Below are 24120 nucleotides of genomic sequence, written 5' to 3' on the forward strand. Positions count from 1 at the left end.
CCACAGAACTGATTCTTCCCGATTAATATCCCTTTACATCATCATCCGGGTTTCTTCTGTCTGCTGCAGCAACAATTGTTCCCTCCGGTAATCGCTGCAGGGCTTTGATTACGGCCATGTACTTTGTTTCGCGGAATTGGTGGCCCATCTTTTCCAGGTCTTCCTTGACACCATTGCCGAGGGCGTCGGCTTCGTGAACGATGACGTCGGGGAGATACTGGTGGTGGAAACGAGGTGCGTTTACCGCTTCGGCCAGCGGCATACCGTATTCGGTGACGTTGAGGAAGGTTTGTAATACGGCAGTGATGATGGTGGATCCGCCGGGGGCGCCGAGTACGAGGAATAGCTCTCCGTCTTTTTCCACGATGGTGGGCGTCATGCTGGAAAGCATCCGTTTGCCTGGCATGATAGCGTTAGCTTCCTTCCCGATGAGGCCAAACATATTGGGGACACCAGGTTTTGCGCTGAAGTCATCCATTTCGTTATTAAGGAAAAAGCCGCCTTCATCGACCATGACTTTGCTGCCAAAATTTCCGTTGAGCGTAGTGGTGATGGAGACGGCATTGCCCGCTGCGTCGATGATACTGATGTGTGTCGTTTCGTAACTTTCTCTTACGGCTTCCAGCCCGGCGACGATGGCATCCGAGGTGCCGGCAGAGTCTTCCCGGAAATCATTCATGCGGCCGGCGAGGTAGTCATCGTCCAGAAGAGAGTCGAGTGGAACGGGGTAGAAGTCGCTGTCGCCCATGTATTCCGCCCGGTCGGCGTAGGCGCGGCGCATGGCTTCAACGGTAGTATGCACGGCGGGGGTAGACTGGAAGCCCCAGTCGGAGAGTGGATAAGGCTCCAGCATCTCCACCATCTGGGCAAGGCAGAGGCCTCCGCTGCTACTGGGTGGCATAGAGATGATGCGGTATTCTTTGTAATCCTTACTGATGGGTTCCCGCCACGCTGGTTTATAGTTGGCGAGGTCTTCGAGGGTGATGAGCCCGCCGCCGGATTTCATTTCTTTTACGATTAATTCGGCGGTTTTACCCTTGTAGAACCCTGCCGCTCCTTTGTCGCGGATTCGGCGTAGGGTAGCGGCCAGAGCAGGTTGTACGATGAGGCTGCCTTCAACAACTGTAGTGTCAGAGAAAGGGGTGCTTTTATTGAATTCAGCGAAGTCATCATGATAACGTTTAATGCGACCTACCTCTGATTGGCTTAGGCGGTAACCATTCATAGCTAGATCAATGGAATAGCCGACGAGGTCTTTCCATGGCCGGGAGCCGTGCTTACGGTGCATTTCCGCAATGCCGGCAACGGTACCGGGAACGCCAACGGCGAGGTGCCCACGGGTAGAGAGACCCTGTACGACATTTCCTTCTTCGTCCAGATACATATCCCGATCAGCGGCTGCGGGCGCTTGCTCCCGATAGTCGAGGGCCTCCGAATTTCCGTCCGCATCCCGATAAACCAGAAAGCCACCGCCGCCGATGTTGCCGGCACGGGGATAAACAACAGCCATAGCGAATTGCATGGCCACTGCGGCATCGATGGCATTGCCTCCGTTTTGCAGGACTTTGAGGGCTACTTTAGTGGCCAGCGGATGCGGACCGGCAACGGCAGCGGTGGAAAAGTCAGCCGTTTTAGTGGCTGAGTAATTAATTTTTGGTTCTTCGCGGCAGCTGGATAACAGCAAACAAAGGCCAAGGGAAAGGAGTAGAAAGCGCATATGGGGGCATTTGGGGATGGAAAGGTAATGTTTGCCCACCAACTTTTCAGGTGTCCCGCAGTATTGCGGGACAGGTGCTGTGCAGGTTATGGTGCTAGTTCAGCATTACTCAGTCCCTGCTCTTAAATGGCATTTCCTTGCACCTGCGTCCGCGCCACCGACGATTTCGCCAGTTGGAGAAATAACGAAATCGTTAACGGAAAGATGCCTTGCTCAGCGGGCAACAACTTCCTTCACGGGGCTCTTCCCGTAGCTCATAAAAATCATTCTTTATTTCTAGCCGTTAAACTTTAGCTTTGCCATTATAAACCAAATCTGGTGGCTCCTGAAGTCACCATTCCCGTTGGCAGGTATTTTTCCTGCCGACACAGCGCCCTAACCAAGCCGATCAATGCATAATCAAACTACTAACCACGTCCTGATGGTGCGGCCAAAGAACTTCGCAGTTGGCAGCCCTACACATATGGACAATGCTTTTCAGTCCGTTGCGCCACCGGAGCATCAACGGGACATTGCGGCTGCCGCCGTCAGGGAATTCGATAATTATGTCAATGTACTTCGTCAGGCTGGTGTACTGGTGACCGTTATTGATGACCAGGACGACTTACTGACCCCCGATTCTGTCTTCCCAAATAACTGGTTTAGTACCCACGAGGATGGCTTACTTGTGACCTATCCAATGTATTGGCCCCAACGCCGGGTTGAACGCCGGGCGGACATCCTTGAACTACTGGACAAGGAACACAAAATTAACCGAACCCTCGCCCTGGAACACTGGGAAGGAAGCGGTCGCTTTCTGGAGGGAACCGGCAGCCTGGTACTGGACCGGGTAAATCGAATTGCCTACTGCTGTTATTCTGAGCGTGCTACGAAGGATGCTATCTATGACTGGTGCGCAGCGATGGATTATTCTCCGATCACTTTCCATGCACATGATCAGCGCGGGACGGCCGTTTACCACACCAACGTGATGCTGGCCATTGGCACTGAAGTGGCCGTTGCCTGCCTGGACAGCGTAAAGGACCCCGCGGAAAAGTCGAAGCTGACGGAAAGTCTGGCCTTCTCCGGCAAAAGAATCTTCGGGATCAGCCTGGATCAGATGGACCAGTTCGGCGGGAATATGTTAGAGTTGATGACCGACATTGGCCCCGCCTGGGTAATGTCCACTGCAGCGCATGATTCTCTCGATCCCGCCCAAAGAGAGGCCCTTGGTGCCCCGATTATTCACGTTCCACTTCCCGTTATTGAAAAATATGGCGGCGGTAGTGCGAGGTGTATGATTTCGGAAATATTTTTAGAACGAAAGTGAATCTGAAGTTGCAGGTTTCAGGTTGCAGGTTGCAAGGGGTACAAGTTGCACAGTTCTAACAGACCTGTATCTTGCAACCCGCAACTTGTACCCTGCAACTTGCAACCCGCAACCTGCACCCCGCAACTTGCACCCCGCAACTTGTACCCTGCAACTTGCAACCCACAACTCAAAAACAATCCCCCATGCCCAACTACAATAACCTCCTCGTTGAGGAAACCGACGGAATTCTATACGTAACCATCAATCGGCCCAAAGCCCTTAATGCGCTGAACCAGGAGACGATGGGAGAGTTGGAAGCCTTGTTTGGATCGGACTATGCATCCCGCAAAGACCTGAAGGGAGTATTAATCACTGGTGCCGGAGACCGTGCCTTCGTGGCGGGGGCTGACATCAAAGAATTTCTCGGCGTCGCTGCCGCCGGCAGCGGTAAAGAGATGGCTACCCGGGGCCAGGACGTTTTCTTTCTCATTGAGCGCTTCCACGCACCGGTCATTGCTCTCGTCAATGGGTTTGCACTGGGCGGCGGCTGTGAGTTGGCTATGGCCTGCCATATGAGGGTCGCTACGGAACAGGCCCGCTTCGGGCAACCGGAAGTCAACCTCGGCATTATCCCGGGTTATGGTGGCACTCAACGCCTTAATCAACTGATCGGGAAGGGAAAAGCCATCGAGCTTACCCTGACCGGGAACATGCTCGACGCCGCAGAAGCACACCGTATCGGACTGGTCAATTACACCTTGCCAGCAGCAGAGGCCCGGGCAAAAGCCATTGAATTACTACAAACCATCGGAACAAAAGGTCCGGTAGCCGTAGCGGAATCCATCAAGGCCATAAATGCTTATTACGCCAGCAGTGACTTCGAAGAGGAGGCTGCGGCCTTTGGCCGCGCTTCGGGGACGAAAGACTTCGCCGAAGGGGCTGCCGCTTTCGTAGAAAAGCGAAAAGCGGACTTCAAAGGAGAGTAGGTTCGTGGTGATAATAGGGCTAGTAGCTTGAATATACTCCAAGCCAACAGGAACGGGTAATTACCCCTCGGTACTGTGCGGCCTTGGTTATTGCTTCGCTTTGCCTTCCACGCCCATTTACCAGACTTAGAGACCGATGACTTAAAGTTCTTAGTCGATAGCCTAAGAGCCTTTTTTCCCGGAAGAGGGGGAGGAGGAAAGGAGTGGGAAGAGAGAAGCAACGTTTATAATGCCGTTAGTCACCCGGACCATTTGAATGATATCCTGAAAATTCTAACTGAATTCTTTTCAGTCTGGTGTAGTCTATCGAAAAATCTGCCTGACGAAGGCTATAAATAGTACACCGCTTCAATAATGAGCGTCTCTTCTTTGTGCCTTTGTGGACTAAGTCTCAAAAAGGTCGCTTGCGAGCAAGAACATCGAAGACCGACCGAAGGGAGCGGAAGTGATAGCTGGCGGACCGCATCTGTACTTGTAGGTATAAACACGGTAGCAACCTTAGCGGAAGCGATCTAAAGTATCGGTCCGTATGCTCAAACCTGGTCAAAAAAAGCGGTCAGCCACCAGTACCCAGAGCCTTGTGGCTCGAATACTGATGGCTGACCGCTATCTATCATCGTAATCTCACAGGAATAGTAGACTAGTAACCTCCAATGTGCGGCAGCTACTATCCGACTATCATACGATCACTACTATAATACTACTCCACGTCTTCCAACTCAACGTAGAAGGCGAGTTCTGAATTCGGGGGGATATCTCCACCGGGTGTGCCTTGCGCGCCGTAGCCCAGCTCAGAAGGAATAAAGAAGGTTGCTTTAGCGCCTTCTTTGAGCAGCGCAATGCCTTCGTCCCAACCCGGAATTACCCGGCCGGTACCCAACTGGAAAGGAATACCTTCACCGCGCTGGAAAGACTGGTCGAACACATTACCGTTGCTGGTAAGCATACCGATATACTGAACGACTACGCCACGGCCGGCTTCAGCCTGTGGGCCGGTGCCTTCTTCGTGGATAACGTACTTGAGTCCGCTGGCGGTTTCTTTCATGTCTCCGTCAAGCTTACCGGCATTGTAATCTTTTACTGCCTGGGCAGCAAACTCAAGCCGCTCTCCTTCAAGAGCTTTCACGATTTCCCGCTTGGCGTTAGCTTCCGCCTGTTCCTTTTCCTGGCGGGCGGCAAATTCTTCTTCGGAGAGAATGTCCGTAACGATCATGTCGTAGAACAGGACGGTATCTGCCTCGAGGCCCGGGGGCTTGCTGGGGAACTCTTCGATGTTCACCCGAACGACGGCGCTGTCGCCAACTCGCATGTAACGGAGAACGTCTTCTACCGGGCTTACCTCTTCCGGTCCGCCATCCGCTACGGCTTGAATAACGGGTTGTGGGCCGCCGGCTGTACGCGTGTCAAACAGCGTACTGTCTCCTTCGGTACGCATGCTTACATTGAAGTAGACGTAGTCTCCGATTTCAACGGGTTCTCCGCTGCCGTTATCCTTGAAGAGCTCGTAACGGTTGCCTAATGGAGAAACCTCCATGGATGCCCCGGAATCGGACTCACAGGCAGTGAAGATGCCGCAGCAAAGCAGCAGAAAAATTATTGAACGCATAGTTTTTATTGATTTTTAAATTCTAGGTAGGCTGCGTCAATTTCAGCAGCGTAATCTGGTAACAGTTTTTTGAACTTATTGATGGTTGTTCCCAGCGGAGCAAAGCTGGCACCACCGGCAGCGTTGCGGTGGCCGCCGCCCCGGAAGTGAGACTTACATATTTGTTGTACGTCCATATTTCCTTTGGAGCGAAGACTCATCTTAACGATGGTAGGTTGCTCATGGATGAAGGCGGCGATCATCATGCCGGGCATGCGCAAAACGTAGTTCACGATGCCCTCAGTGTCTCCCCGTTTGATGTCAAAATGCTCGTAGTCTTCCTTGGTCAGCCAAATGATCCCCGTTTTCAGCTCGGGGAGGAGCTCCATCTGATTGGCCAGGCAATGCCCCAGAAGGCGGAGCTGCTTTTCGGTCATGGAGTTCCAGATGTTATCCTGGATCTTGTTATCGTCCGTACCGGCTTCGAGCAGCTTGGCTACCGTACGGAAAAGCCTGGGAGAGGTAGCGTATTTGAAACCACCCGTATCCGTGATGATGCCGGTGTAAAGGCAATCGGCCACGTCTTTGGTGACCCAGCCCGCGTGGCCAAGATCATCGATAAAGGTATATACCATCTCGCAGGTGGAACTGGCGGAAGGGTCGCTGAACATATGGTCGGCTACCGGCTCCGGAAAGAGGTGGTGGTCGATCATGATTCGCGGCCGTTTGTCTTTGTCCAGTCCTTCGGCGACTTTGTCAATCCGATCGAAGGAATTAAAGTCGAGGATGAAGAAGAGGTTAGCCCGCTTGATGGCGGCACGGGCTTCTTCAGTTTCATCATCGTAAATGATGATATCACTCACTTTAGGCAGGAAGGCCAGGAAGTCCGGATAATCAGATGGCAGAACGATATTCACCTGATGGCCCTGAGACTTCAGGTAGTGGGACAGTCCTAAGCTGGAGCCTACGGCATCGCCGTCGGGGTTCCGGTGGCTGAAGATGACGATGTCCTTAGGTTGGGCAAGCAATGCTTTTACGTCGGATATGTTCGGTTCCATAGTCTACGATCTTAGGGAAAAGACGCGCAAAGGTCGCAAAATTAAGTGGTAGGGAAAAGTTTTGAGGTTTGCAGGCGCGGCCGCAGGTGCAAAGAGTTGCTTTTACCGGCAGGGGAGAGGTGGCTTTTAATCCATTGCTGTCTTGAACCTTCTCTGCACCTGCGGCTGCGCCCAGCTCCTTCTTAGTGATTGGCAGGCATAGATTTTATCCAAAAGAAAGCGTACTTTTGCGGCCCAAAACTAAATCAAATAATACCATGGCCACTAACAGAACTTTCACGATGATCAAGCCCGGAGCTGTTCGTAACGGACACCTCGGTGCTATTCTTGCCGATATTACCGCCGGCGGTTTCAAGATTGTCGCCATGAAGTACACTAAGCTCAGCGCCGAGAAGGCCGGTGAGTTCTACGCCGTTCACAAAGAGCGTCCTTTTTACGGTGAGCTCGTTGAGTTCATGAGCAGCGGCCCGATCGTGGCGGCTATCCTCGAAAAAGACAATGCCGTAGCTGATTTCCGCACGCTCATCGGTGCTACCAACCCCGCTGACGCTGCCGAAGGCACCATCCGGAAAAAGTACGCGACCAGCATCGGTGAGAACGCCGTTCACGGTTCTGACAGCGACGAGAATGCTGCCATCGAAGGTAGCTTCCACTTTGCGGGAACGGATATCTTCGCCTAAAAAGTCTTGTAGTCTTGTAGTTTGGTAGTCTTGTAGTGCCCGTCACACATGGTTGCCAAACTACAAGACTACCAAAACTGCCAGACTATCGACTTCTCCTCCCTCCGCATCCTCGTCGTTGGTGACGTCATGATCGACCGCTATCTGGACGGCCGGGTGGAACGGATCAGCCCCGAAGCCCCCGTTCCGGTAATGCGCCTCGGGCGGGAGGATAACCGACTTGGCGGGGCGGCTAATGTCGCGCTCAATCTGAAAGCGCTCGGTGCCACGCCATTGTTGGCGGGCCTGGTGGGCGATGACGAAAACGGGAAAGTCTTCCGTCAACTCCTCACGGATAATGATCTCAGCGATGCATTGATCGTCTCCGATCCAAAGCGTTGTACTACGGTGAAAACCCGTCTTGTTGCCCAGGGGCAACAGTTGATGCGGGTTGATCGGGAGGAGACTTCCAATGCGGAAGAAGACGCTGCCGACCAAATAATCCGCCGGTCGGAAGCTGCTCTGCAGGGAGGAAAGGTTGATCTTCTCCTCTTTCAGGATTATAACAAGGGAGTGCTCTCCCCATCCATCATTCGTTCATTGTCGGAGCTGGCGCAGAAGCACAGCGTAGATATTATTGTCGATCCTAAGGCCCGACATTTCTGGAATTACGAAGGCTGCTCTCTCTTCAAACCTAATCTCCGTGAAATTCAGCAGCAGCTGGACTTCGGGGTTCGGCCCGTTCTGGAAGATCTGGATAAAGCCGCCGCTGTTATTTTCGAAAAACTCGCTTGTGCTTCGGTTATGATTACTCTTAGCCAGCACGGTATTTACGTGCATGACGGGACCGCATCCGAAATCTATCCTACTGACGCCAAAGTCATTGCCGACGTGAGCGGAGCCGGAGACACCGTCATCAGCGTAGCGGCCTGCGGCCTGGCCGCAGGGATGCCCCTGGGCGAAATCGCCAGACTTGCGAACCGGGCTGGCGCTCAGGTAATTGCCAAGAGTGGGGTAGTGGCGGTGGACCTGGCGGAACTGATTGGCGAATAGACGTACGTTGTTTTACTCTTCCCGCTTCAGAATCATCCAACCGCCCCGGATTTCATCCGTAAACAGCTTAAAACTATTTCCATAAGGTGGCCGGAGTAACTCGGATCGCTGGGTGCCGAGATAGCCGACCACAACGACTCGTATAGGAACCTGATCTTCTACGGGTAGGCGGACATTGATCTCTCCTGCGGTGGGCATATAGAACAGAAAATTACCCTGATCGTCAGTAAAGGCGTGCGCATTTTTCCCGATGAGTACTTCCGGAGCGGGCTTCAGATCCCGGAACCTGAGGTAACGCTCAACGGTGCGGATAGCGCGGATGCTGGCCAGCCGTGCACCGCGCATTTCAAATGTGGACCGTGAAGATGCGTAGCACAAGCCTGCATACCCGTTCGCTGCCGCAAGGTTGAAGTTCTTGATGACATCGTAAGGGTCATTCCCATCAACGGCAGAGAAGTGGACAGGGCCGGTGTAAGTCCCCGCGGTCGGCAGAGAAGGTAGTGCCTGCCGGAAAGGATACTTGTCGGTAAAGGTCTGACCATTAGCCCGGACGGCTAATTGCCGTAGCTTGCTCAGTGAAGAAGGTGCCGAGGCCTGATCGTTTAGCTGCCTGATGCTGTATAAGACGTTCCGGTAGTGCTGGGAAATGCTGAGAGCCTGCTCCGCCATTACGTTGTAAAGCAATTCGTGCGTCTGTGTGCTATCGGCCATCGGTAACTCAAGCTGAACGACCATGTCAAGGCTGGCGGCATGGCGGAGGAAGGCATGGAAGTTGGACCAGTAAAGACTGTCCGGAGCATTCAGATCGAATTGCCCGGTAAGCGGGTTCCGGGCGAAGGGTTCCGGGCGGGTTCCTTCAAAGGGATCAATTTGACTGCAGACGTAATTGCCGCCGGCTTTTTGTAGTTCTTTCAGCTGTTGAATAACATCAACGGACTGCGACAGGTTTTTTTGGTTGATGGTGCCCAAAAGAAGTAAGGGGTTACCTTCTTTATCTGCCCAAAAGCGCTTGTTTTCTGCCCAGGCCTGAAGGCTGTTACTGGGGCCAATACGGTCAGGGTCTTCGTTTGCCTCCGGGAAACAGGCGCATAGGGAAAGCAGTAAAAGGCTGCAAAGTAAACGTGGAATCATATCAGGGGTAAGATGATTCCTGAATCAATCTTGGCGTGGCGTCCAGTCGCTTAACAGTAGTTCTGCCTGAATCTCTCCGGCAACGAGGTCACGATCAACGGTAAGTACCCGGCCACGGCCAAAGCCGTAGCTGCCGTTTTCGATCTTTTTGATAACGTCCGGGCTGGTTACGGAGGTGACTTTGTAGTCGATTCCGCTACGATCTTTTAGCGAGTACGTGATTACCGGGTCTTGATTAAGAACGGCAACTTTACTGTAAGAACTTACCTGAAACTGCCAGCCATCTACCAGCTGCCCTTCCCGGAGAACAGGTTCCAGGTCGCCATGATCAGCTAATCGCTTGAAAGACATTTCTGCCGAAATCTGATCCGGAGGGAAAGAAGACTCATCAAAATTATTTCCGGCGCAGGCGTTTAACAGGACTAAGGGAAGCAGAAAGAGGTAGAACTTCATAAAGAGTCGATGGGTATTAGTTAGTTCAGGAGTGCCTTGCCGCTGTATGGTTGATAAGCTAAGGGGCGAAGGCCTCGTGGCGGAGATTGCTGCTAAGAAACAATCTTTTTGCCCTCCCGAATATATTCTTTTACGTTGAGCCAAAAGGCAGCAAAGAAATAGAATAACAGGGACGAGCCAAGGGAAAGGCAAGACAAATAGATGAAGTAAATTCGGACACGTTTACGGGAAATCCCCATACGGTCTGCCAGCCAGGCGCAAACGCCAAAAGCAGATCTCTCCAGCTTGTTTCGTAAAATTTCCATGGTGAGCGGTTCGTCCTAAAGATACAGCATAAACGATATTTTGCGGGTATTGTTGATCAAAGATTCAGGCGGGATGACAACCAATCGCGATCTACCTGGCGAACTGAATGCTCATGCAGATCGGCCAGCGATATTCCAACAATGCCTACACGTATGAGGCGCAGGACGGGCAATCCTACGGCGGCACAGATACGCCTTACTTGCCGGTTTTTACCTTCTGTGAGTTCTAATTGAAGCCAGGCATCGGGGATGGACTTGCGAAAGCGGACGGGAGGGTTTCTGGCGGCAATCGTACCCGTTTCTTCTATTGACAGAGCGTGTGCCCGTAAGGGAGCAGACCGATAATCCTTTCCTTTTGCCCTGAAGGACACCCCGCTTTCGAGTTGTTTGATGGCCTGATCAGTGATGGTTCCTTCTACCTGTGCCCAGTACTTTCTGCCATGTTGGTTTCTGGGGTGAAGCAGCTTTTCGTTGAGCGATTTGTCGTTCGTCAGTATCAGTAAACCTTCGCTATCCCGATCTAAGCGGCCGACGGGATAGACGTCCGACGGAAAATCATGAAGCTCACCTAGTACCCGATGCTGAGGTGCTTCTTTAGTGAACTGGCTGAGCATGCCAAAAGGCTTATTGATAAGAAAGTAGTACTGCATGGCACAAAGCTAATAACGAGGACCAATGAGAACTAGCTTGTCCTTACTTACGTACTACAGACACAATAGAATATTTTACAACTTATGCTGCTTTTTAAATTATTGGGAATAGAGTTCGATTTTAAACCCCTCGTGGAGGAGGTCCAGGGCTGGTGGAGTGGTCTTCTGGGAATGCTGCCCAATATGGTGCTGGCCTTCCTGGTGGCTATGATTGGCTATATCGTTACCTCTTTTCTAAAGAAGTATTTCGATAAGCTAAGCAGAAAACTGGTGCGCGATAAAACGATCGCCAGTTTGATGAGTACGATGATGACCGTTGGTGTATCTCTGCTTTTTCTGCTGCTCATCCTGTCCGTTCTGAATCTATCCGGAGCGGTAAGTTCCATCCTCGGGGCCGCAGGGGTAGTAGGTCTCGCGGTAGGCCTTGCCTTTCAGGATCCAATCCTAAACTTCTTCAGCGGGATTCAGCTCACGGTTCGTCACCTGTTCAGACTTGGAGATCTCATCGAGGTAGATGGATACCGGGGAACCGTGATGAAAATTACCCTCCGGCATACCGCCATAGAAACCTTTCAGGGACAGGATGTGATGATTCCTAACAAAATCATGGTGCAATCAGCACTGACCAACTATTCAACGCTTAAACGGAGACGAGTGGACCTGGCCTGCGGAGTTAGCTATGGGGATGATCTTGCCAAAGTCAAAGAGGTAACCATCAAAGCTATAAAAGATAATGTCCTGCATGATGCTGAACGAGGGGTTCAATTGTTTTTCAATGAGTTTGGGGGGAGTTCGGTCAATTATTCCCTGCGATTCTGGATGGATAAAAATAAGACTTCACAAGGCGATTTTCTGCAGGTTCAAAGTGATGCTATCATGGCTATTATGACGGCATACAACGAGAATGACATCATGATTCCATTCCCGATTCGTACGCTTGACTTTGGTATTCGGGGCGGAGAAAAACTATCTGCTATGCTGGCACAAAGTAATAGTGCCAATGGAAGGGAAGTGGTAGGAAATTCTTAATAGGGCAACGAACACAAAAGTCCTGAAACCGTTTTATGGAGTGAAACACGGGCTGGGAAATGTGTATTTCAAACTACCTGGCTTCTCTTATCAAACAAAACCAACGATATTATGAAAATCAAATTTTTAAGCCTGGCACTATTGCTTGCTCTGTCTACTGCCTTTTATAGTTGTGCGGACGGTTCAGACGCTGACCGGGCTGCTGATGAAATGGTAGCTGAAACCAAAAACACGATGGCTGATGTGGGGGCAGAGCTTAAAGGCGAAAGCAACGAGTTGGCCCGCGAATTCGAAAACATCCATCAAAAGATTGATGTCCGGATGGAAGAATTAGAGGCGGAAATGGAGGACGCAAACGAAGAGACGAAAGCCAGATTACAAAAGGAGTGGGACAGGCTCGACGATTATCGTGCTAAGCTGGACGCTCGTATGCAAAAGGTTGGCGACAACATGGAGTCTGGCTGGAAAGACTTTAAGGGAGACGTCAAAAAGGGATGGAGAGACTTCTCCGAAAAGTCTGAAGCTTTTTTAGAAGAGGTTGAAGATTCTCTTGATTCCGACAATGACCTTGACTAAGTCATAACTTCCCATTTGGGATAACTTATAACTCTGGCCCAATTATTACCTCCTTTGGTAACTGATTGGGCCATTTTTTTTATTTAAATAAAAACTACAATGATTCGTAAAGGAAGCAAGGTGAAGTGGACATGGGGCAGTGGTACTGCGGAAGGTAAAGTAAAGGAAACATTTACCAAAAAAGTTACGCGTACCATAAAGGGTAATTCCGTCAGTCGGGATGGGGAAAAAGGTAATAAGGCCTTATTAATAGTCCAGGAAGATGGAGGCGAGGTCTTGAAACTGGAATCAGAAGTGGAGAGATTATAGATAGATTTTGAGTTGGCTTATTTTATAAACCGAACACGGCTTGCCGGGCTCCCGTTATAATAACAAACCAACCAAAAACATGAAATATTTACTATCCGTTTTTTGCTGCTTGTATTTTATCAGCCTGTCAGCTCAGGTCACCGTGCAAAGCATTGACTACAAAAAACAAAGTCTTGAATCGCTTCAGGTAGAAATTGACGCTGAAAAAGATTTAGTGGAAGACTTATGGGACGATTTCTGGGACGACCGCTACAATATTGACGTTGATAAATTTGACAATGATAAAAGAGGGACAGCCTATCTGGCGGAACAGGTTTCTGTTCCATTGATCAGCGTCAAAAATTTTGATCTTTATTCTAAAATTGAAGATCGCGGGAATAAATCAAACGTAAGTATGGCCGTAAGCTTTGCTGAAGGGAGCGCGATCAACAAGCGCTCAAACGCAGAGGCTTATGATGCAGCAGAAGCCATCATGATGGAGTTTCGTACCTATTTCTACACCCGGTATTTTGACGATAAGTTAAACGAAGCGCGGGATCAACTTACAGATATCAGAGACGATAGCCAAGACGCAAATGAAGATGCCATTAAGGCAAGAGAGAAGATTGAAAAGTATGAGGATAAAATAGCTAAGCTTCAGCGAAAGATCGAAAAGGAACGGGAAAAGGCAGGCGACGAATTTGAAACGGCGGAAGAGAAATCTCGTCGCGCTAAAGAGTTGGAAGAACGTATACGTTCAATCGAAGAAATGAGAGCCCGCTATTTAGGAAAATAGCGACTTGCTTACCCGAACGACACTTGTTAAGCGTAGCCGGAAGGGTGAGCTGCAACAAGTTTAATTAAATGAAATTTCAACACTAAAATTTAAGCGAAAATGGAAACTACCACATATAATGAGCCGGACTTAAGTATCAACAGTGATAATGCATTATCCAGTAAATACGCCTGGACTTTTGGTCTTGCGCTTGGCCTGATAACGGCACTGTACCTTGTAATACTCAACCTTGCTACAGATAGTCCCTCTACGGGGATGCGTTTTGCCAAACACCTACTCATTGTTCCGGTTGTATGGATGGCCATAAGCTCTTATTCAAGCCGCCTCCCTGAGGGCAAAGCTTTTAAAAGTGAGCTAGGGCTACTACTGAAACTGGGCTTATGGGCCGCAGGGGTAATCGCTATTCTGAACATCTTATTCTTTGGCCTTGTGGGAACTTCCTTCGAGCAGTTCATGCAAGAAGGAGACACCCTGGCTGGTGTGCTGATCAACAGCGGATTTCTGATTTTTGAGACGATGGTGTTTGTGATGATCATTGGATTCGTAATTTTACAGGCCTACAAAGGAAAAGGCTCACCAGAAGACTAATTCAACAAGCGATTGGGAAATAAGAATAAAAAGAAGAAGAAAAAAAGTGAACAGTTCAGCGTAGAGCGACTGGCCTACTTTATGATCTGCCTGAGTATTGTACTTGCTGTACTGTACTTGGGCAGCTCTTTTTTTATACCACTCACCTACGGAATGTTGTTCGCTTTTCTCCTCAAACCCATTCGCGATTGGATAGAAAGAGGGATTAACAACCGAGTGGTAGCGATTTTGCTTAGTCTGAGTTTTGTGGGCTTGATCATTTCTGGCGTATTCCTCTTCTTTATCAGCCAGATTAGTGAAGTAGTTGACCGGGCGGATAACATTATGGCCAGCCTGCAAGACACTGGCAGCAGTTTCATGGAGTGGTGCGGAGAAACAATGGGGTATACAGGAGACCAAACTTTGTTGTTTTTTGAAGAAAATTTTACCCAGGCAATCGATCAGCCTCTGGGTATTTTAACCTCGAGCCTGTCTACCTCAGGACTTATTCTGGCCAACCTTAGCTTAGTCGTCATCTACAGTTTCTTCTTTCTGCTTTACAGTACTGCTTTTAAGAACTTTGTTCTCGGGCAGTTTGCCAGTCACGATCAGGCGGAAGGCATGGAAACTCTGCGAGAGATTCAGTCGGTAGCAACGGATTATCTGGGAGGCATGGTGACGGTTATGGTCATATTAGGCGTGCTCAACAGCGTTGGACTCTTTCTGATCGGAGTCAAATATGCGCTGGTCTGGGGCTTTCTGGGCGCCTTGCTGGCCGTTATCCCTTATGTCGGGACTACCATCGGAGGGCTCGTACCATTTATTTATGCAGTGGCGACAACTGATTCTTACTGGCAGCCCATTGCAGTGGTTATTCTTTATGCTACTGTCCAATTTGTAGAAGGGAATTTCATCACGCCAAAAGTCGTTGGCAATAGTGTAAAGATCAACGCTCTGGCAGCCATCGTGTCCTTGATTTTCGGTGCTTTGATCTGGGGAGTGCCAGGGGTTATCATTGCTATACCGATACTGGCAATGGTACGGATAATCATGGAACATATTCCACCCCTGATGCCAGTGGCACTGATGTTAAGCGATGACTTATATGAAGAGTCTGATCAGTTTTTGACAACTTACAATTCTCCCGAATATCGTTTGTCAAAATTATTTTTAGGACGGAAGTTGGTCCGAATAACGGACAAGCTGCCGCTAACCGGCCAACCAGTAAACGAGGTGGGCAAGACCGATACCCAGATAGTTGCCGATGCCAAAGCCAAGCAGGGAAACGGCAATACCAGCAGCTAATAATCGATGATTTCGAATGGCTGCCGCCACTTGAACCACAAATACCGGACCATAAAAGCCCGCAACGTAGCTAAGAATCACCGTGTCCCGGTCAACATTGAAAAGCTTACAGAGGATCAGGTGTAAGAGAGTAGTAGAAATCAGGGCCAATGCAGAAAAGTAGAGTAAGTCCATGCCATTAGCTGCTAACTCCCGGAAGTCAGCCATTAGGCCCAGTGCCACACAAAAGATCAAAATGAAATACTCTCCCAAAGGATAGGTGTTTCCCAGTTTGTCGGCAAAGCCCGATCCCGCTACCAGCAAAGAGACGGAAGTGAGTAGCAGGATGAGCGCCGTCAGGTCGCTGATCCCTCCGGTAATCAGGAAGCAGAGCCCGACACTGGCAGCGGTCACCAAAACGCCCGCTAAAAGCTGTGGGAGCTGTTTCTTGAAAGCAATCCTGGAGATCAGGTCGTTGGTTTGAGCTTCTTCCATCGCAGAGTCCGATGGGCGAAAAAACCAGCTATAGACAGCGGGGAGAAAGGTCACCAGCCCGAGGAGGTAGCTGCCGCCCAGCAGGACGTCCGCCGCTTGCACCAACACCATATATTCTGCCGGAGCTTCCAATGCCAGGCCGATGGCCTGTACGTTAGGGGTGCCGCCTGTATACAGGCCCACCAGCATGCCGGCAATCTTCCAGGCGTCCGGTAGTTGCCCCGTCATCAGATATCCAACTACGGCCGTGCAAATGAGACCCGACAGACAGCAAAGCCCGAAGGCCAGAAGCATACTACCCGCATAGCGCAGGCTCTCCTTAATCCGAACGGCAAATAGTAAGAGAGGAAGACCAAGTAGCATACTGGCGCCGGCTACCTGTTCCATAAGCTTGTTGTCCACCTCCCAGAGGCGAAGATTACTCACCAAAATTCCCACCAGATAGCAGGCAATGATGGAACTGACCCAGGAAGGAAACCGTCCTTTTCGTTCGGTATGACGGGCAAAAAGCGGAAAGCCGATGCAAAGCAGTACGCTGAGAATTTGTGGAGTGGACATAGCCCTTAGTTTTAATACCGTAACTTCAATACTCTTGCCTTGCCAATCCGTGGAATGGTCACTACGTAAAGGTTGGTGTAATCCAATTCACTAAAGCGTGGGTTTTCATCCGTATTCGCCAGAAAGTTCGCCATTGCAGGCGTTGTATTGCTATGACCGACGATGAGAACAGTTTTGCCCTTGTATAGCCTCTTTAAGTCCTGGGAGAATTCTTTGAGCAAGGTCGCGTCATAAGGAATGACCGGCAAGCCATGTGCCTCCGCCGTAGGAGCCGCGGTGAGCCGGGTGCGTTTAGTGGGCGTGCTGTAGACTGCATCCAGGTCTGTATTCTTCAGTATAAAACTGAGCCGATCAGCCCGTTCATGGCCGGTTTCCGTCAGACCGGGCTTAGCTCCGTATTCCTTTTCTGCATGCCGGACAAGAATAAAGGTGGCCACTTCTTCCTGACCGAGCTCCTCTATGGTGGTTTTTCGCAGTGTGTTGCAGGAGAACAGGAAAAAAAAAAGAAGCAACGGAATAAAAAACGTTCGATTCATGCGGGTCATATTGTAGCAAAACATGTTGTAGCTGGTTACCTTGGGCGCCAAAAGTACGCAAGCATGGACCTTTCAGGTATAACCCACGTCGCCTTTGATGCTGATGACACACTCTGGGCACACGAAAATATCTTCGTTGATGCAAAAGCCCGCTGCCTGAAATTACTCTCTCCCTACATGAAAGAAGGGATGAACCTGGAAGAAGAACTCTACCGTTTTGAGCGTAAAAACCTGAAAATATTCGGGTATGGTGTGAAGGGCTTTACGCTGTCGATGATTGAAACAGCTATTGAGCTATCCGACGGAAAAATCAGCGGAGCGGAAATTCAGCAGGTCATTGACCTGGCGAAAGAAATGCTGAACCACCCCATTAATCTCCTGCCGGGAGTAGAAACCGCGCTGGATGCACTGGAGAATCACTACACGCTGATGGCAATCACCAAAGGGGATCTCTTCGATCAGGAAAATAAACTGGCGCGCAGCGGGGTAGGAGACTATTTCGAAATTGTGGAAATAGTCTCGGAAAAAACGGCAGATACCTACCGCGACATTTTCCGCAGGCACAAGATTGATCCTTCCGGACTTATCATGATTGGTAACAGCCTGAAGAGCGATGTCTTGCCCGTCATCGAAGCGGGCGCGCGGGCCGCCCACCTGCCTTTTGAATATACCTGGCATCATGAAGCCGTGACGGAGACGAAGGAGGAGTATTGGAAACCAGATTCGATGGATGCCTTTATGACGGGGTTGTTGGGGGCGGTCGAAGGCTCCGCCTATTAGTAATAGGCCAGGTCTTGCCCCGGGTATTACGCAACTTGGCCCGGCCGGCGAGCGGTAAGAACCGTATCTTCACCCTTCCAATCTAAAGCCATCCTGTGCTAAGAAATCTCGTCATTCTCTGCTGTTTAGTTACCTTTCTTTGCACCTGCGACCGCGCCCCAGATCCGCTTTTTCGTGTACGCACGGACACGGGGGTGATGAGCACAAACCAACTTCAGGAAACGGAAGATTTCAACATCATCGAGTACCTGTATTATTACAACGGTGGGGGTGTAGCGGCCACGGATATTAGTGGTGACGGCCTGCCGGATCTCTATTTTACCAACAATCAGGGGCCCAATAAATACTACATCAACGAGGGGGATTTTAAGTTTCGTGATGCCACCGAAGAGGGCGCAGTCGCAGGTGCAGGGGATTGGTCTACGGGAATCAGTGTGGTGGACATTAACCAGGACGGACGCATGGATCTCTACGTCTGCAACGTCTCAGGCTATAAAGGTCTCGAGGGCAAAAACGAACTATTTATTCAACAAACCGACGGTACTTTCGTCGAATCTGCCGCCGACTACGGCCTCGACTTCGCCGGCTTCAACACCCAGGCCTACTGGTTCGACTACGATTTGGACGGTGACCTCGATATGTATCTGCTGCGCCACTCCGTCCACAACGACGCCACCTACGGCACGGCCGAAGGCCGCGAAGTACCCGACTCTCTGGCCGGCGACCTTCTCCTACGGAATGACCTTAACCTTGATTCGCTCAGCGAATCCCCTAAGCCCCTCTCCCGTGGGGAGGGGTTGGGGAGGGGGTTCTCCAACGTCACCACCGCCGCCAACCTCTTCTCCTCCAAAATCGCCTACGGCCTCTCCGCCGCCATCGCTGATTTCAACCAGGACAGCTTTCCCGACATCTACGTCTGCAACGACTTCAGCGAGAACGATTACTACTACATAAATCAGCAAGACGGCACCTTCAGGGAATCCGTCCGCGAGCTTACCGGACACACCACGAACTTCAGCATGGGCTCTGACGTCGGCTATTTTGATGGGGATCGCTGGCCCGATCTTTTTACCCTGGACATGCGCCCGAACGACGAATCCATCCTCAAGTCCACCATGTCGTCTGACCAACCCAACGTCTATAACCTCAAGCGAAAACTAGGCTACTACGATCAGCTGCCCCACAACGCCCTGCAGTGGAACCGGGGCAACGGGAACTTCTCCGAAGTGGCCGAAATGGCGGGCGTAGCCGCCAGCGACTGGTCCTGGTCGTGCCTCATCGAAGACTTTGATCTCGATCGCCGGCCTGACATTTTCATCGCCAACGGCATTGAGCGCCGCCCCAATAGCCTCGACTTTCTCAAATTCATCTCCTCCGGCCTCGCCCGCCGGGCCACTAACCTTGAAGTGCTGGCCAATATGCCCGACGGACACGTCCCCAACCAGGCTTACCGGCAAACGGGTAACCTGACCTTCGAGGAGGTTGCGGCGGACTGGGGCCTCGACCTTAACGGCAGCTCCACCGGCGCCGCGGTGGCCGACTTCGATCAGGACGGAGACGCTGACCTCGTGCTCAATAACCTCAACGCCCCGGCTACGATCTACGAGAATGTGCATCAACCGAAGCAGAAGTCCATGGGTGCTTCCTTTAACCCAGTTACGCAAAGCCCCGCCCGCTACGACCCTGACCGGCTCATCTGTCCGCAGCGGGGCATGATGTCGCAAAGCGAAGGCAGCTATGGTTCTATCTACGGCACGGCGGCGAAGTACCGCAAATGGTACACCGTGAAACCTTCGGGCATTGTTCGTCCGGAGAATAAGGAAAACTTCTTCGACCGGGAGCCATTGGTGATGGCTGCTCCGCGGGGCAACGGCTATCCGGTGATGTCCTTTGATGGCGGTATTGCCATTCCCTCACCCTCCCGTACCACGTTTACGGTCTACCGCTGGAATGGGCAGGCGCTGGACTCGGTGGAAACCCTGGCGCTGCCTCCTTTACACTACAAATATGAGTTGTTCCGCCCGGACAAAGCCCTCGAAGCCAACTTCCCCGCTCAGGAAGAAAGCCTCTACGCGGAGGCCTTCGGCAGCATTAACTCCTGGAAGGGAGGAGACGTAAGGGACCCGCTGGGCTTTCCTACCGGGCTCTGGCAATCCCTCACGACCGTGTCCGGAGACGGAGGTCCGGAGACGACGCTCATTGCCGGGAACTGGGGCCTGAACTCTACATTGGGAACGGCTACTAAAGAAGCTCCTGTTCGTCTTTACGAGGCTGACTTCGATGGCAACGGTAAAAAAGACCCGCTGTACACCTACGTTCGCAACGGCCAGGAAATGACCGTTGCCGACAAGGATGAACTGGCCGGACAAATTCCTTCCTTTCGGCGGAATAACCTGAGTTATACTGACTTCGCCCGCCGCTCCTTCGGGGAAAATTTCCCTGACCTGAGCCTTGAACCTGAAACCGCGGAGACTTTACATCACCTCCGCCTTACCCGCCTGAGCGGTCTGAACTGGAAGGCAGATACGCTGCCCATGGCTACTCAAATCACTACCGTCAATTGTGCCTGGGAAATGAAAGAGGGCATTCTGCTGGGCGGAAATAAGCAGGAGGTGTTGCCCCGCATCGGCCGGCAGGATGCTGCTGCGCTGCAACTTTTGCGGGACGACCACTCCCTTGAATTCATTGATTTAGGGGGCGCGAACAATCGCCTTGAGGTCAGGCAGCTCGTTCCATTGGATGACCGGCACGTGCTCATCGTCGTCGCAGCGGGGGAGCACTTAATTTTGGGGTGGTAGTTAAAGCAATAGTTCTCCTTCCTCCTTTCTTCCCTTTCTCCTTTTCTCCCTTACTCCTTTGCTCCTTTCCTCCCTTACCTAACCAAGGCCTTCACCCGGGCTTCTTCATTCCTTTTTTTACGCCCGCTTCCCAGCGGAACCGTCAGCCCGTAGCTCATCAGTCCTTCAGGGTTAGCGACGGGCCCGAGGCGGAAGGAAAGATCATCCGAGATGTCGAATTCCTGAAGGTGGGCGTCGGTGTAGGCCTCAACGGCCTGCATAACGTAGGCGATGAAAATGCCGATGTAGGCCGTCTGTCGGGCCCGGTCGGCATTGGCCCGGGCCTGAAGAAGGGCCGCATTGGAAACCTGATCTACCGGAAAATCATCCACGGTGGCAATACAATCTTCGTTGGGGAAAATGACCACGTTGCCTTCCCCGAGGCAGCGGTTTTCCAGTGCCGTCGTGAAGCGGGTATAGCGGGTTTGATTGAAGTCGGCGTAAGCAACCATCCCGAGCAGACCACCGTATACGATAGGCACTTTCCACCAGCGCTTGTTGTAGACTTGTCCGCCACCGGGAATAATACTCCAGAGCAGGGCCTTTTTCGGGCCTCGCTGAATTGCCGACAGAGCAACAATCGTGTCGCTCAGGATGGTGGCATCCGGAATACTGTCGGTCATTTTCCGAACGCCCCGATTAGGGTTTTTACTATCCGATTGTGCGGGCGCGGCCGCAGGTGCCAGGCAGAGGATTACAAAAGCAAGGGCCGTCAATACGCCAACAGCCCGCCTGCCGGCGGCTCCTGAACAACACCCCTCCAAAGGAAATAAGCTCGTCATATTATCAATGATCTCTGTTCCTGTGCTTTCGTAGCCATACAAGCCGGCTTTTAACGTATTATTAATCGCAGGTGAAAAATTGCCGATCGTGGGTCGAAAGGAAATTCCCAAACAAGCTCTAAAGCTCGACGGATTTATAAAACTGCTCCAACTGCTCCTGGTTGGCAAACTTAATGGTGATACTACCAGATTTGGCGGATTTGCCGTCAGAGCTAACCTTCACCTGCTTGGTGCCAAAGAATTTCTGAAAAGCTTCCCTGACCATTTTTAAATCCCCATCCTCCGGCTTGGCAGATTTGCTGGCTTTGTTTTTGACTTTATAACCGCGGGCTTCTTCCTCAATCTTACGAACGGACCAAGAGGGGTTGGCCAGGATATCTTTCAGGAATTCTTCCTGCTGGCTGACGTCCTTGATGTTGGAAAAAGTCTTCGCCACCCCGATACTGATTTTCTTTTCCTTGATGGCGTCCTGTACTTTAGGCGAAGTGTTCAGAATGCCCAGATAGCCCGCAACGGTCGTTCGGGGCTTGCCGACCCGGTCGGCCACCTCGTTTTGGGTCAGATCGAAGTCTTCCTTCAGCCGGTAGTAGGAGTAGGCAACTTCCATCGGGTTCAGGTCTTGCCGCTGGATGTTTTCAATCAGGGCCATTTCGAGCAAGGTCTGATCGTCTGCCGTGCGAATAAAGGCCGGAACTTCCTTCAGGCCCGCCCGCTGGCTGGCGCGGAAACGCCGCTCACCACTGATGATCTGGTAGGTTCCGTCTCCCATATGGCGGACGGTCATGGGCTGAATGATACCGTGTATGCGGATGGACTCCGCTAATTCCGCCAGGGGCTCTTCCTCAAACTCTTTCCGGGGCTGGTCCGGGTTGGCATGAATCTTACTGATGGGTAGAAAAGAAAAGTCTTTGCTCAACGTTGCAATCGTCTCCTTCGGCGACTCTTTCATCGCTTTATCCAGCCGATTACCGCCCAGGAGAGCTTCCAGACCGGAGCCCATTTGATCTTTGGTTGCTTTACGTTTGGGGGTGAATTTCTTTGCCATCAATAAAAATTTATACTATTCGGTCGGCAAAGATAACAAGCTTACCTAAGGAAAAATCCCAATCGGTGTAACGTTTTCTTAAGGAAGACCATAAACTACCCGAGAGCAATACCTTAGGGGTATTCGTAGGGCCGCCACCGAATAACTATTTTTCGGGGGCGGTCTTTGCTTTGTCTCCAGTAATGGTGCCGGTAAAATTCAATTGACTCATTGCTTTTACCCATCCCATTGCACCTGCGTATGCGCCTCCAATGAACTTGTCGAATGAACCCTAATGGCAATTACAGGCTCAGGCCCTGCTTGTAGCGGTGCTCTGGGTCACTGGCCCGACGGATTTCCTCGTTGCGGACATCGCTTTCCACGATTCCGTCCCGCAAACGGACGATACGGTGTGCGTGCTCGGCAATATCCGGCTCGTGCGTTACGAGGATGACGGTGTTGCCATTGTTATGTATTTCTTCGAAGATTTCCATAATTTCGATGGAGGTCTTCGTGTCCAGGTTACCCGTCGGCTCATCCGCCAGGATGATGGCGGGGTTGTTGACCAAGGCACGGGCAATGGCTACCCGTTGCCGCTGTCCACCGGAGAGTTCATTGGGGCGGTGATCGGTGCGATCTCCGAGACCGACGGATTCGAGCACTTCGCGGGCTCTGGCTTCCCGGACGCTGCGGCTCACACCGGCATACACCAGGGGCAGGGCAACATTTTCCAGCGTCGTTTGCCGGGGAAGAAGGTTAAAGGTCTGGAAGACGAAGCCGATCTTTTCATTTCTGATCTGGGCCAGTTCGTTGTCTTCCATTTTACTGACATCCTTACCGTCCAACTCGTAATGACCGTCCGTAGGTGTATCCAGACAGCCCAGGAGATTCATCAAAGTGGATTTCCCGGAACCCGAAGGACCCATCAGTGCGACGTATTCATTGGTATCAATGTTGAGGTCAATTCCGGCCAGGGCACGCACCTGCGTCTGCCCCATAATATAGGTCTTGGTAAGATCTTTAATTTGAATAACGGGTTGCATGGGCAGGGAGTGGATGGAAGAATTGGGAAATGAGTGAACAGGAACGATGAGAGAATGAGAGAGGAGATAGATGTCGGGAGTGAAACCCATTCACTCATTCAAAAAATCACTCAATCACTCGGGGCACCCGGAAAAAGCCACCTTCTACATCGGCATCGGGCGCATTATTAAGCGCCTCGGCACGATCGATGTGGTTGCCGGTTTCGTCAGGGCGGAGAACGTTTTCTACGCCAGTAACGTATCGGAGGGGTTGAACGGCCTCCAGGTCAAGCTCATCCAGCTTCTCCACCATGCCAAGGATATTGACAAGATCTTTCTGCAGCCGCGCAGATTGTTGCGGCGTGGGAGATAAGCGGGAGAGCTTAGCCAGTCGCGATAGTAGGGCTTCGTCTACGGTCATGGTATTCTTTTCGACAAAGGTAGCTTTTGGCTGGATGAAAACCAGGGGCAGGTTGGCAGTAGCAAGGGCAAACGCATCAAACTTCGTTTGCTACGTTTTTGATTGGCGATTGGCGATTTGCTTCGCAGTACTTCGTGCTCTTGATATTTGATTAGCTTGTATCCTTGCGTACCACGAAGTTAAGCTAGTTTGACGGCCAGAGGAGGAGCTTGTTTAGCTGGTGCTTGACACCGAAGC

At 51.3% G+C, this 24120-nt stretch carries 25 protein-coding genes; 12 read left to right on the forward strand and 13 right to left on the reverse strand.

Annotated features, from left to right (window positions below):
- Positions 1–22: 22 nt before the first annotated feature.
- Positions 23–1717, reverse strand: a complete 1695-nt coding sequence (gene ggt / locus BM123_RS17785; RefSeq protein WP_090171251.1) for a gamma-glutamyltransferase — start codon at positions 1715–1717, stop codon at positions 23–25.
- A 391-nt stretch (positions 1718–2108) separates the two neighbouring features.
- Here ggt and ctlX point away from each other — a divergent pair, with 391 nt between their 5' ends.
- Positions 2109–3026, forward strand: a complete 918-nt coding sequence (ctlX, locus tag BM123_RS17790) for a citrulline utilization hydrolase CtlX (protein WP_090171254.1) — start codon at positions 2109–2111, stop codon at positions 3024–3026.
- Positions 3027–3211: 185 nt separating this feature from the next.
- Positions 3212–3994 carry an enoyl-CoA hydratase/isomerase family protein gene (locus tag BM123_RS17795; protein WP_090171257.1) on the forward strand — a complete coding sequence of 261 codons (783 nt, stop codon included), beginning with the start codon at positions 3212–3214 and terminating at the stop codon, positions 3992–3994.
- Positions 3995–4694: 700 nt separating this feature from the next.
- Here BM123_RS17795 and BM123_RS24630 read toward each other — a convergent pair.
- A complete protein-coding gene (locus BM123_RS24630) occupies positions 4695–5600 on the reverse strand; it encodes an FKBP-type peptidyl-prolyl cis-trans isomerase (RefSeq protein ID WP_090171260.1) in 906 nt (301 codons plus the stop codon).
- A gap of 5 nt (positions 5601–5605) precedes the next feature.
- Entirely contained in the window at positions 5606–6637 is a 1032-nt protein-coding gene (locus BM123_RS17805; protein WP_090171264.1) for a DHH family phosphoesterase, read from the reverse strand.
- 257 nt (positions 6638–6894) lie between these two features.
- Between BM123_RS17805 and BM123_RS17810 the strand changes: the two genes are divergently transcribed.
- Positions 6895–7317: a nucleoside-diphosphate kinase gene (locus BM123_RS17810; RefSeq protein ID WP_090171266.1), complete on the forward strand. Its 423-nt coding sequence runs from the start codon at positions 6895–6897 to the stop codon at positions 7315–7317.
- 48 nt (positions 7318–7365) lie between these two features.
- Complete coding sequence (locus tag BM123_RS17815; protein WP_090171269.1) at positions 7366–8349, forward strand: bifunctional heptose 7-phosphate kinase/heptose 1-phosphate adenyltransferase; 984 nt, start codon at positions 7366–7368, stop codon at positions 8347–8349.
- A 12-nt stretch (positions 8350–8361) separates the two neighbouring features.
- On the opposite strand, the gene BM123_RS17820 is transcribed toward BM123_RS17815, so the two are convergent.
- The 4 genes from BM123_RS17820 to BM123_RS17835 form a co-directional block, all read right to left on the reverse strand.
- Positions 8362–9480, reverse strand: a complete 1119-nt coding sequence (locus BM123_RS17820) for a hypothetical protein (RefSeq protein WP_090171272.1) — start codon at positions 9478–9480, stop codon at positions 8362–8364.
- Between the two features lie 24 nt (positions 9481–9504).
- Positions 9505–9933 carry a hypothetical protein gene (locus tag BM123_RS17825; protein ID WP_090171275.1) on the reverse strand — a complete coding sequence of 143 codons (429 nt, stop codon included), beginning with the start codon at positions 9931–9933 and terminating at the stop codon, positions 9505–9507.
- A gap of 92 nt (positions 9934–10025) precedes the next feature.
- Positions 10026–10238, reverse strand: coding sequence for a PspC domain-containing protein (locus BM123_RS17830; RefSeq protein WP_090171278.1), 213 nt, complete (start codon positions 10236–10238; stop codon positions 10026–10028).
- Between the two features lie 56 nt (positions 10239–10294).
- On the reverse strand, positions 10295–10888 hold the full coding sequence (locus tag BM123_RS17835; RefSeq protein WP_090171281.1) for a pseudouridine synthase: 594 nt from the start codon (positions 10886–10888) through the stop codon (positions 10295–10297).
- 84 nt (positions 10889–10972) lie between these two features.
- On the opposite strand from BM123_RS17835, the gene BM123_RS17840 reads away from it, so the two are divergent.
- From BM123_RS17840 to BM123_RS17865, 6 genes are all read left to right on the forward strand, one after another.
- Entirely contained in the window at positions 10973–11917 is a 945-nt protein-coding gene (locus tag BM123_RS17840; RefSeq protein ID WP_090171284.1) for a mechanosensitive ion channel family protein, read from the forward strand.
- A 111-nt stretch (positions 11918–12028) separates the two neighbouring features.
- Positions 12029–12493 carry a hypothetical protein gene (locus BM123_RS17845; protein ID WP_090171287.1) on the forward strand — a complete coding sequence of 155 codons (465 nt, stop codon included), beginning with the start codon at positions 12029–12031 and terminating at the stop codon, positions 12491–12493.
- Between the two features lie 99 nt (positions 12494–12592).
- Positions 12593–12802: a hypervirulence associated TUDOR domain-containing protein gene (locus BM123_RS17850; protein ID WP_090171290.1), complete on the forward strand. Its 210-nt coding sequence runs from the start codon at positions 12593–12595 to the stop codon at positions 12800–12802.
- Positions 12803–12881: 79 nt separating this feature from the next.
- Positions 12882–13577: a coiled-coil domain-containing protein gene (locus BM123_RS17855; protein WP_139211935.1), complete on the forward strand. Its 696-nt coding sequence runs from the start codon at positions 12882–12884 to the stop codon at positions 13575–13577.
- A 99-nt stretch (positions 13578–13676) separates the two neighbouring features.
- Complete coding sequence (locus BM123_RS17860) at positions 13677–14165, forward strand: hypothetical protein (protein WP_090171295.1); 489 nt, start codon at positions 13677–13679, stop codon at positions 14163–14165.
- Positions 14166–14177: 12 nt separating this feature from the next.
- Complete coding sequence (locus BM123_RS17865) at positions 14178–15449, forward strand: AI-2E family transporter (RefSeq protein WP_090171298.1); 1272 nt, start codon at positions 14178–14180, stop codon at positions 15447–15449.
- On the opposite strand, the gene BM123_RS17870 is transcribed toward BM123_RS17865, so the two are convergent.
- Complete coding sequence (locus BM123_RS17870) at positions 15354–16481, reverse strand: DUF819 family protein (RefSeq protein ID WP_090171301.1); 1128 nt, start codon at positions 16479–16481, stop codon at positions 15354–15356. The genes BM123_RS17865 and BM123_RS17870 overlap by 96 nt on opposite strands.
- A gap of 11 nt (positions 16482–16492) precedes the next feature.
- Positions 16493–17017 (reverse strand): SixA phosphatase family protein, encoded by a 525-nt coding sequence (locus tag BM123_RS17875; protein ID WP_175489449.1) that lies wholly within the window; start codon positions 17015–17017, stop codon positions 16493–16495.
- A gap of 63 nt (positions 17018–17080) precedes the next feature.
- On the opposite strand from BM123_RS17875, the gene BM123_RS17880 reads away from it, so the two are divergent.
- Both BM123_RS17880 and BM123_RS17885 read left to right on the forward strand, forming a co-directional pair.
- A complete protein-coding gene (locus BM123_RS17880; protein ID WP_090171307.1) occupies positions 17081–17797 on the forward strand; it encodes an HAD family hydrolase in 717 nt (238 codons plus the stop codon).
- 95 nt (positions 17798–17892) lie between these two features.
- Positions 17893–20595, forward strand: a complete 2703-nt coding sequence (locus tag BM123_RS17885; protein WP_139211937.1) for an FG-GAP repeat domain-containing protein — start codon at positions 17893–17895, stop codon at positions 20593–20595.
- 74 nt (positions 20596–20669) lie between these two features.
- Here the strand turns inward: BM123_RS17885 and BM123_RS17890 are convergent, their stop codons facing one another.
- From BM123_RS17890 to gatC, 4 genes are all read right to left on the reverse strand, one after another.
- The gene (locus BM123_RS17890; protein WP_139211938.1) at positions 20670–21416 is read right to left on the reverse strand and encodes a DUF5683 domain-containing protein; all 747 of its coding nucleotides are present in this window, start codon (positions 21414–21416) and stop codon (positions 20670–20672) included.
- Between the two features lie 118 nt (positions 21417–21534).
- Positions 21535–22461: a ParB/RepB/Spo0J family partition protein gene (locus tag BM123_RS17895; protein WP_090171315.1), complete on the reverse strand. Its 927-nt coding sequence runs from the start codon at positions 22459–22461 to the stop codon at positions 21535–21537.
- A gap of 281 nt (positions 22462–22742) precedes the next feature.
- Positions 22743–23483, reverse strand: coding sequence for an ABC transporter ATP-binding protein (locus tag BM123_RS17900; RefSeq protein ID WP_175489451.1), 741 nt, complete (start codon positions 23481–23483; stop codon positions 22743–22745).
- 106 nt (positions 23484–23589) lie between these two features.
- A complete protein-coding gene (gatC, locus tag BM123_RS17905) occupies positions 23590–23883 on the reverse strand; it encodes an Asp-tRNA(Asn)/Glu-tRNA(Gln) amidotransferase subunit GatC (protein WP_090171318.1) in 294 nt (97 codons plus the stop codon).
- Positions 23884–24120 lie beyond the last annotated feature (237 nt).

Origin of the sequence: Neolewinella agarilytica (assembly GCF_900110645.1) — a bacterium.
GTDB classification, from domain to species: Bacteria; Bacteroidota; Bacteroidia; order Chitinophagales; family Saprospiraceae; genus Neolewinella; species Neolewinella agarilytica.

Coding starts and splice junctions, on each gene's coding strand:
- ggt (WP_090171251.1), bottom strand. CDS start 1,717: ATGCGCTTTCTACTCCTTTCCCTTGGCCTTTGTTTGCTGTTATCCAGC.
- ctlX (WP_090171254.1), top strand. CDS start 2,109: ATGCATAATCAAACTACTAACCACGTCCTGATGGTGCGGCCAAAGAAC.
- BM123_RS17795 (WP_090171257.1), top strand. CDS start 3,212: ATGCCCAACTACAATAACCTCCTCGTTGAGGAAACCGACGGAATTCTA.
- BM123_RS24630 (WP_090171260.1), bottom strand. CDS start 5,600: ATGCGTTCAATAATTTTTCTGCTGCTTTGCTGCGGCATCTTCACTGCC.
- BM123_RS17805 (WP_090171264.1), bottom strand. CDS start 6,637: ATGGAACCGAACATATCCGACGTAAAAGCATTGCTTGCCCAACCTAAG.
- BM123_RS17810 (WP_090171266.1), top strand. CDS start 6,895: ATGGCCACTAACAGAACTTTCACGATGATCAAGCCCGGAGCTGTTCGT.
- BM123_RS17815 (WP_090171269.1), top strand. CDS start 7,366: ATGGTTGCCAAACTACAAGACTACCAAAACTGCCAGACTATCGACTTC.
- BM123_RS17820 (WP_090171272.1), bottom strand. CDS start 9,480: ATGATTCCACGTTTACTTTGCAGCCTTTTACTGCTTTCCCTATGCGCC.
- BM123_RS17825 (WP_090171275.1), bottom strand. CDS start 9,933: ATGAAGTTCTACCTCTTTCTGCTTCCCTTAGTCCTGTTAAACGCCTGC.
- BM123_RS17830 (WP_090171278.1), bottom strand. CDS start 10,238: ATGGAAATTTTACGAAACAAGCTGGAGAGATCTGCTTTTGGCGTTTGC.
- BM123_RS17835 (WP_090171281.1), bottom strand. CDS start 10,888: ATGCAGTACTACTTTCTTATCAATAAGCCTTTTGGCATGCTCAGCCAG.
- BM123_RS17840 (WP_090171284.1), top strand. CDS start 10,973: ATGCTGCTTTTTAAATTATTGGGAATAGAGTTCGATTTTAAACCCCTC.
- BM123_RS17845 (WP_090171287.1), top strand. CDS start 12,029: ATGAAAATCAAATTTTTAAGCCTGGCACTATTGCTTGCTCTGTCTACT.
- BM123_RS17850 (WP_090171290.1), top strand. CDS start 12,593: ATGATTCGTAAAGGAAGCAAGGTGAAGTGGACATGGGGCAGTGGTACT.
- BM123_RS17855 (WP_139211935.1), top strand. CDS start 12,882: ATGAAATATTTACTATCCGTTTTTTGCTGCTTGTATTTTATCAGCCTG.
- BM123_RS17860 (WP_090171295.1), top strand. CDS start 13,677: ATGGAAACTACCACATATAATGAGCCGGACTTAAGTATCAACAGTGAT.
- BM123_RS17870 (WP_090171301.1), bottom strand. CDS start 16,481: ATGTCCACTCCACAAATTCTCAGCGTACTGCTTTGCATCGGCTTTCCG.
- BM123_RS17875 (WP_175489449.1), bottom strand. CDS start 17,017: ATGAATCGAACGTTTTTTATTCCGTTGCTTCTTTTTTTTTTCCTGTTC.
- BM123_RS17880 (WP_090171307.1), top strand. CDS start 17,081: ATGGACCTTTCAGGTATAACCCACGTCGCCTTTGATGCTGATGACACA.
- BM123_RS17890 (WP_139211938.1), bottom strand. CDS start 21,416: ATGACGAGCTTATTTCCTTTGGAGGGGTGTTGTTCAGGAGCCGCCGGC.
- BM123_RS17895 (WP_090171315.1), bottom strand. CDS start 22,461: ATGGCAAAGAAATTCACCCCCAAACGTAAAGCAACCAAAGATCAAATG.
- BM123_RS17900 (WP_175489451.1), bottom strand. CDS start 23,483: ATGCAACCCGTTATTCAAATTAAAGATCTTACCAAGACCTATATTATG.
- gatC (WP_090171318.1), bottom strand. CDS start 23,883: ATGACCGTAGACGAAGCCCTACTATCGCGACTGGCTAAGCTCTCCCGC.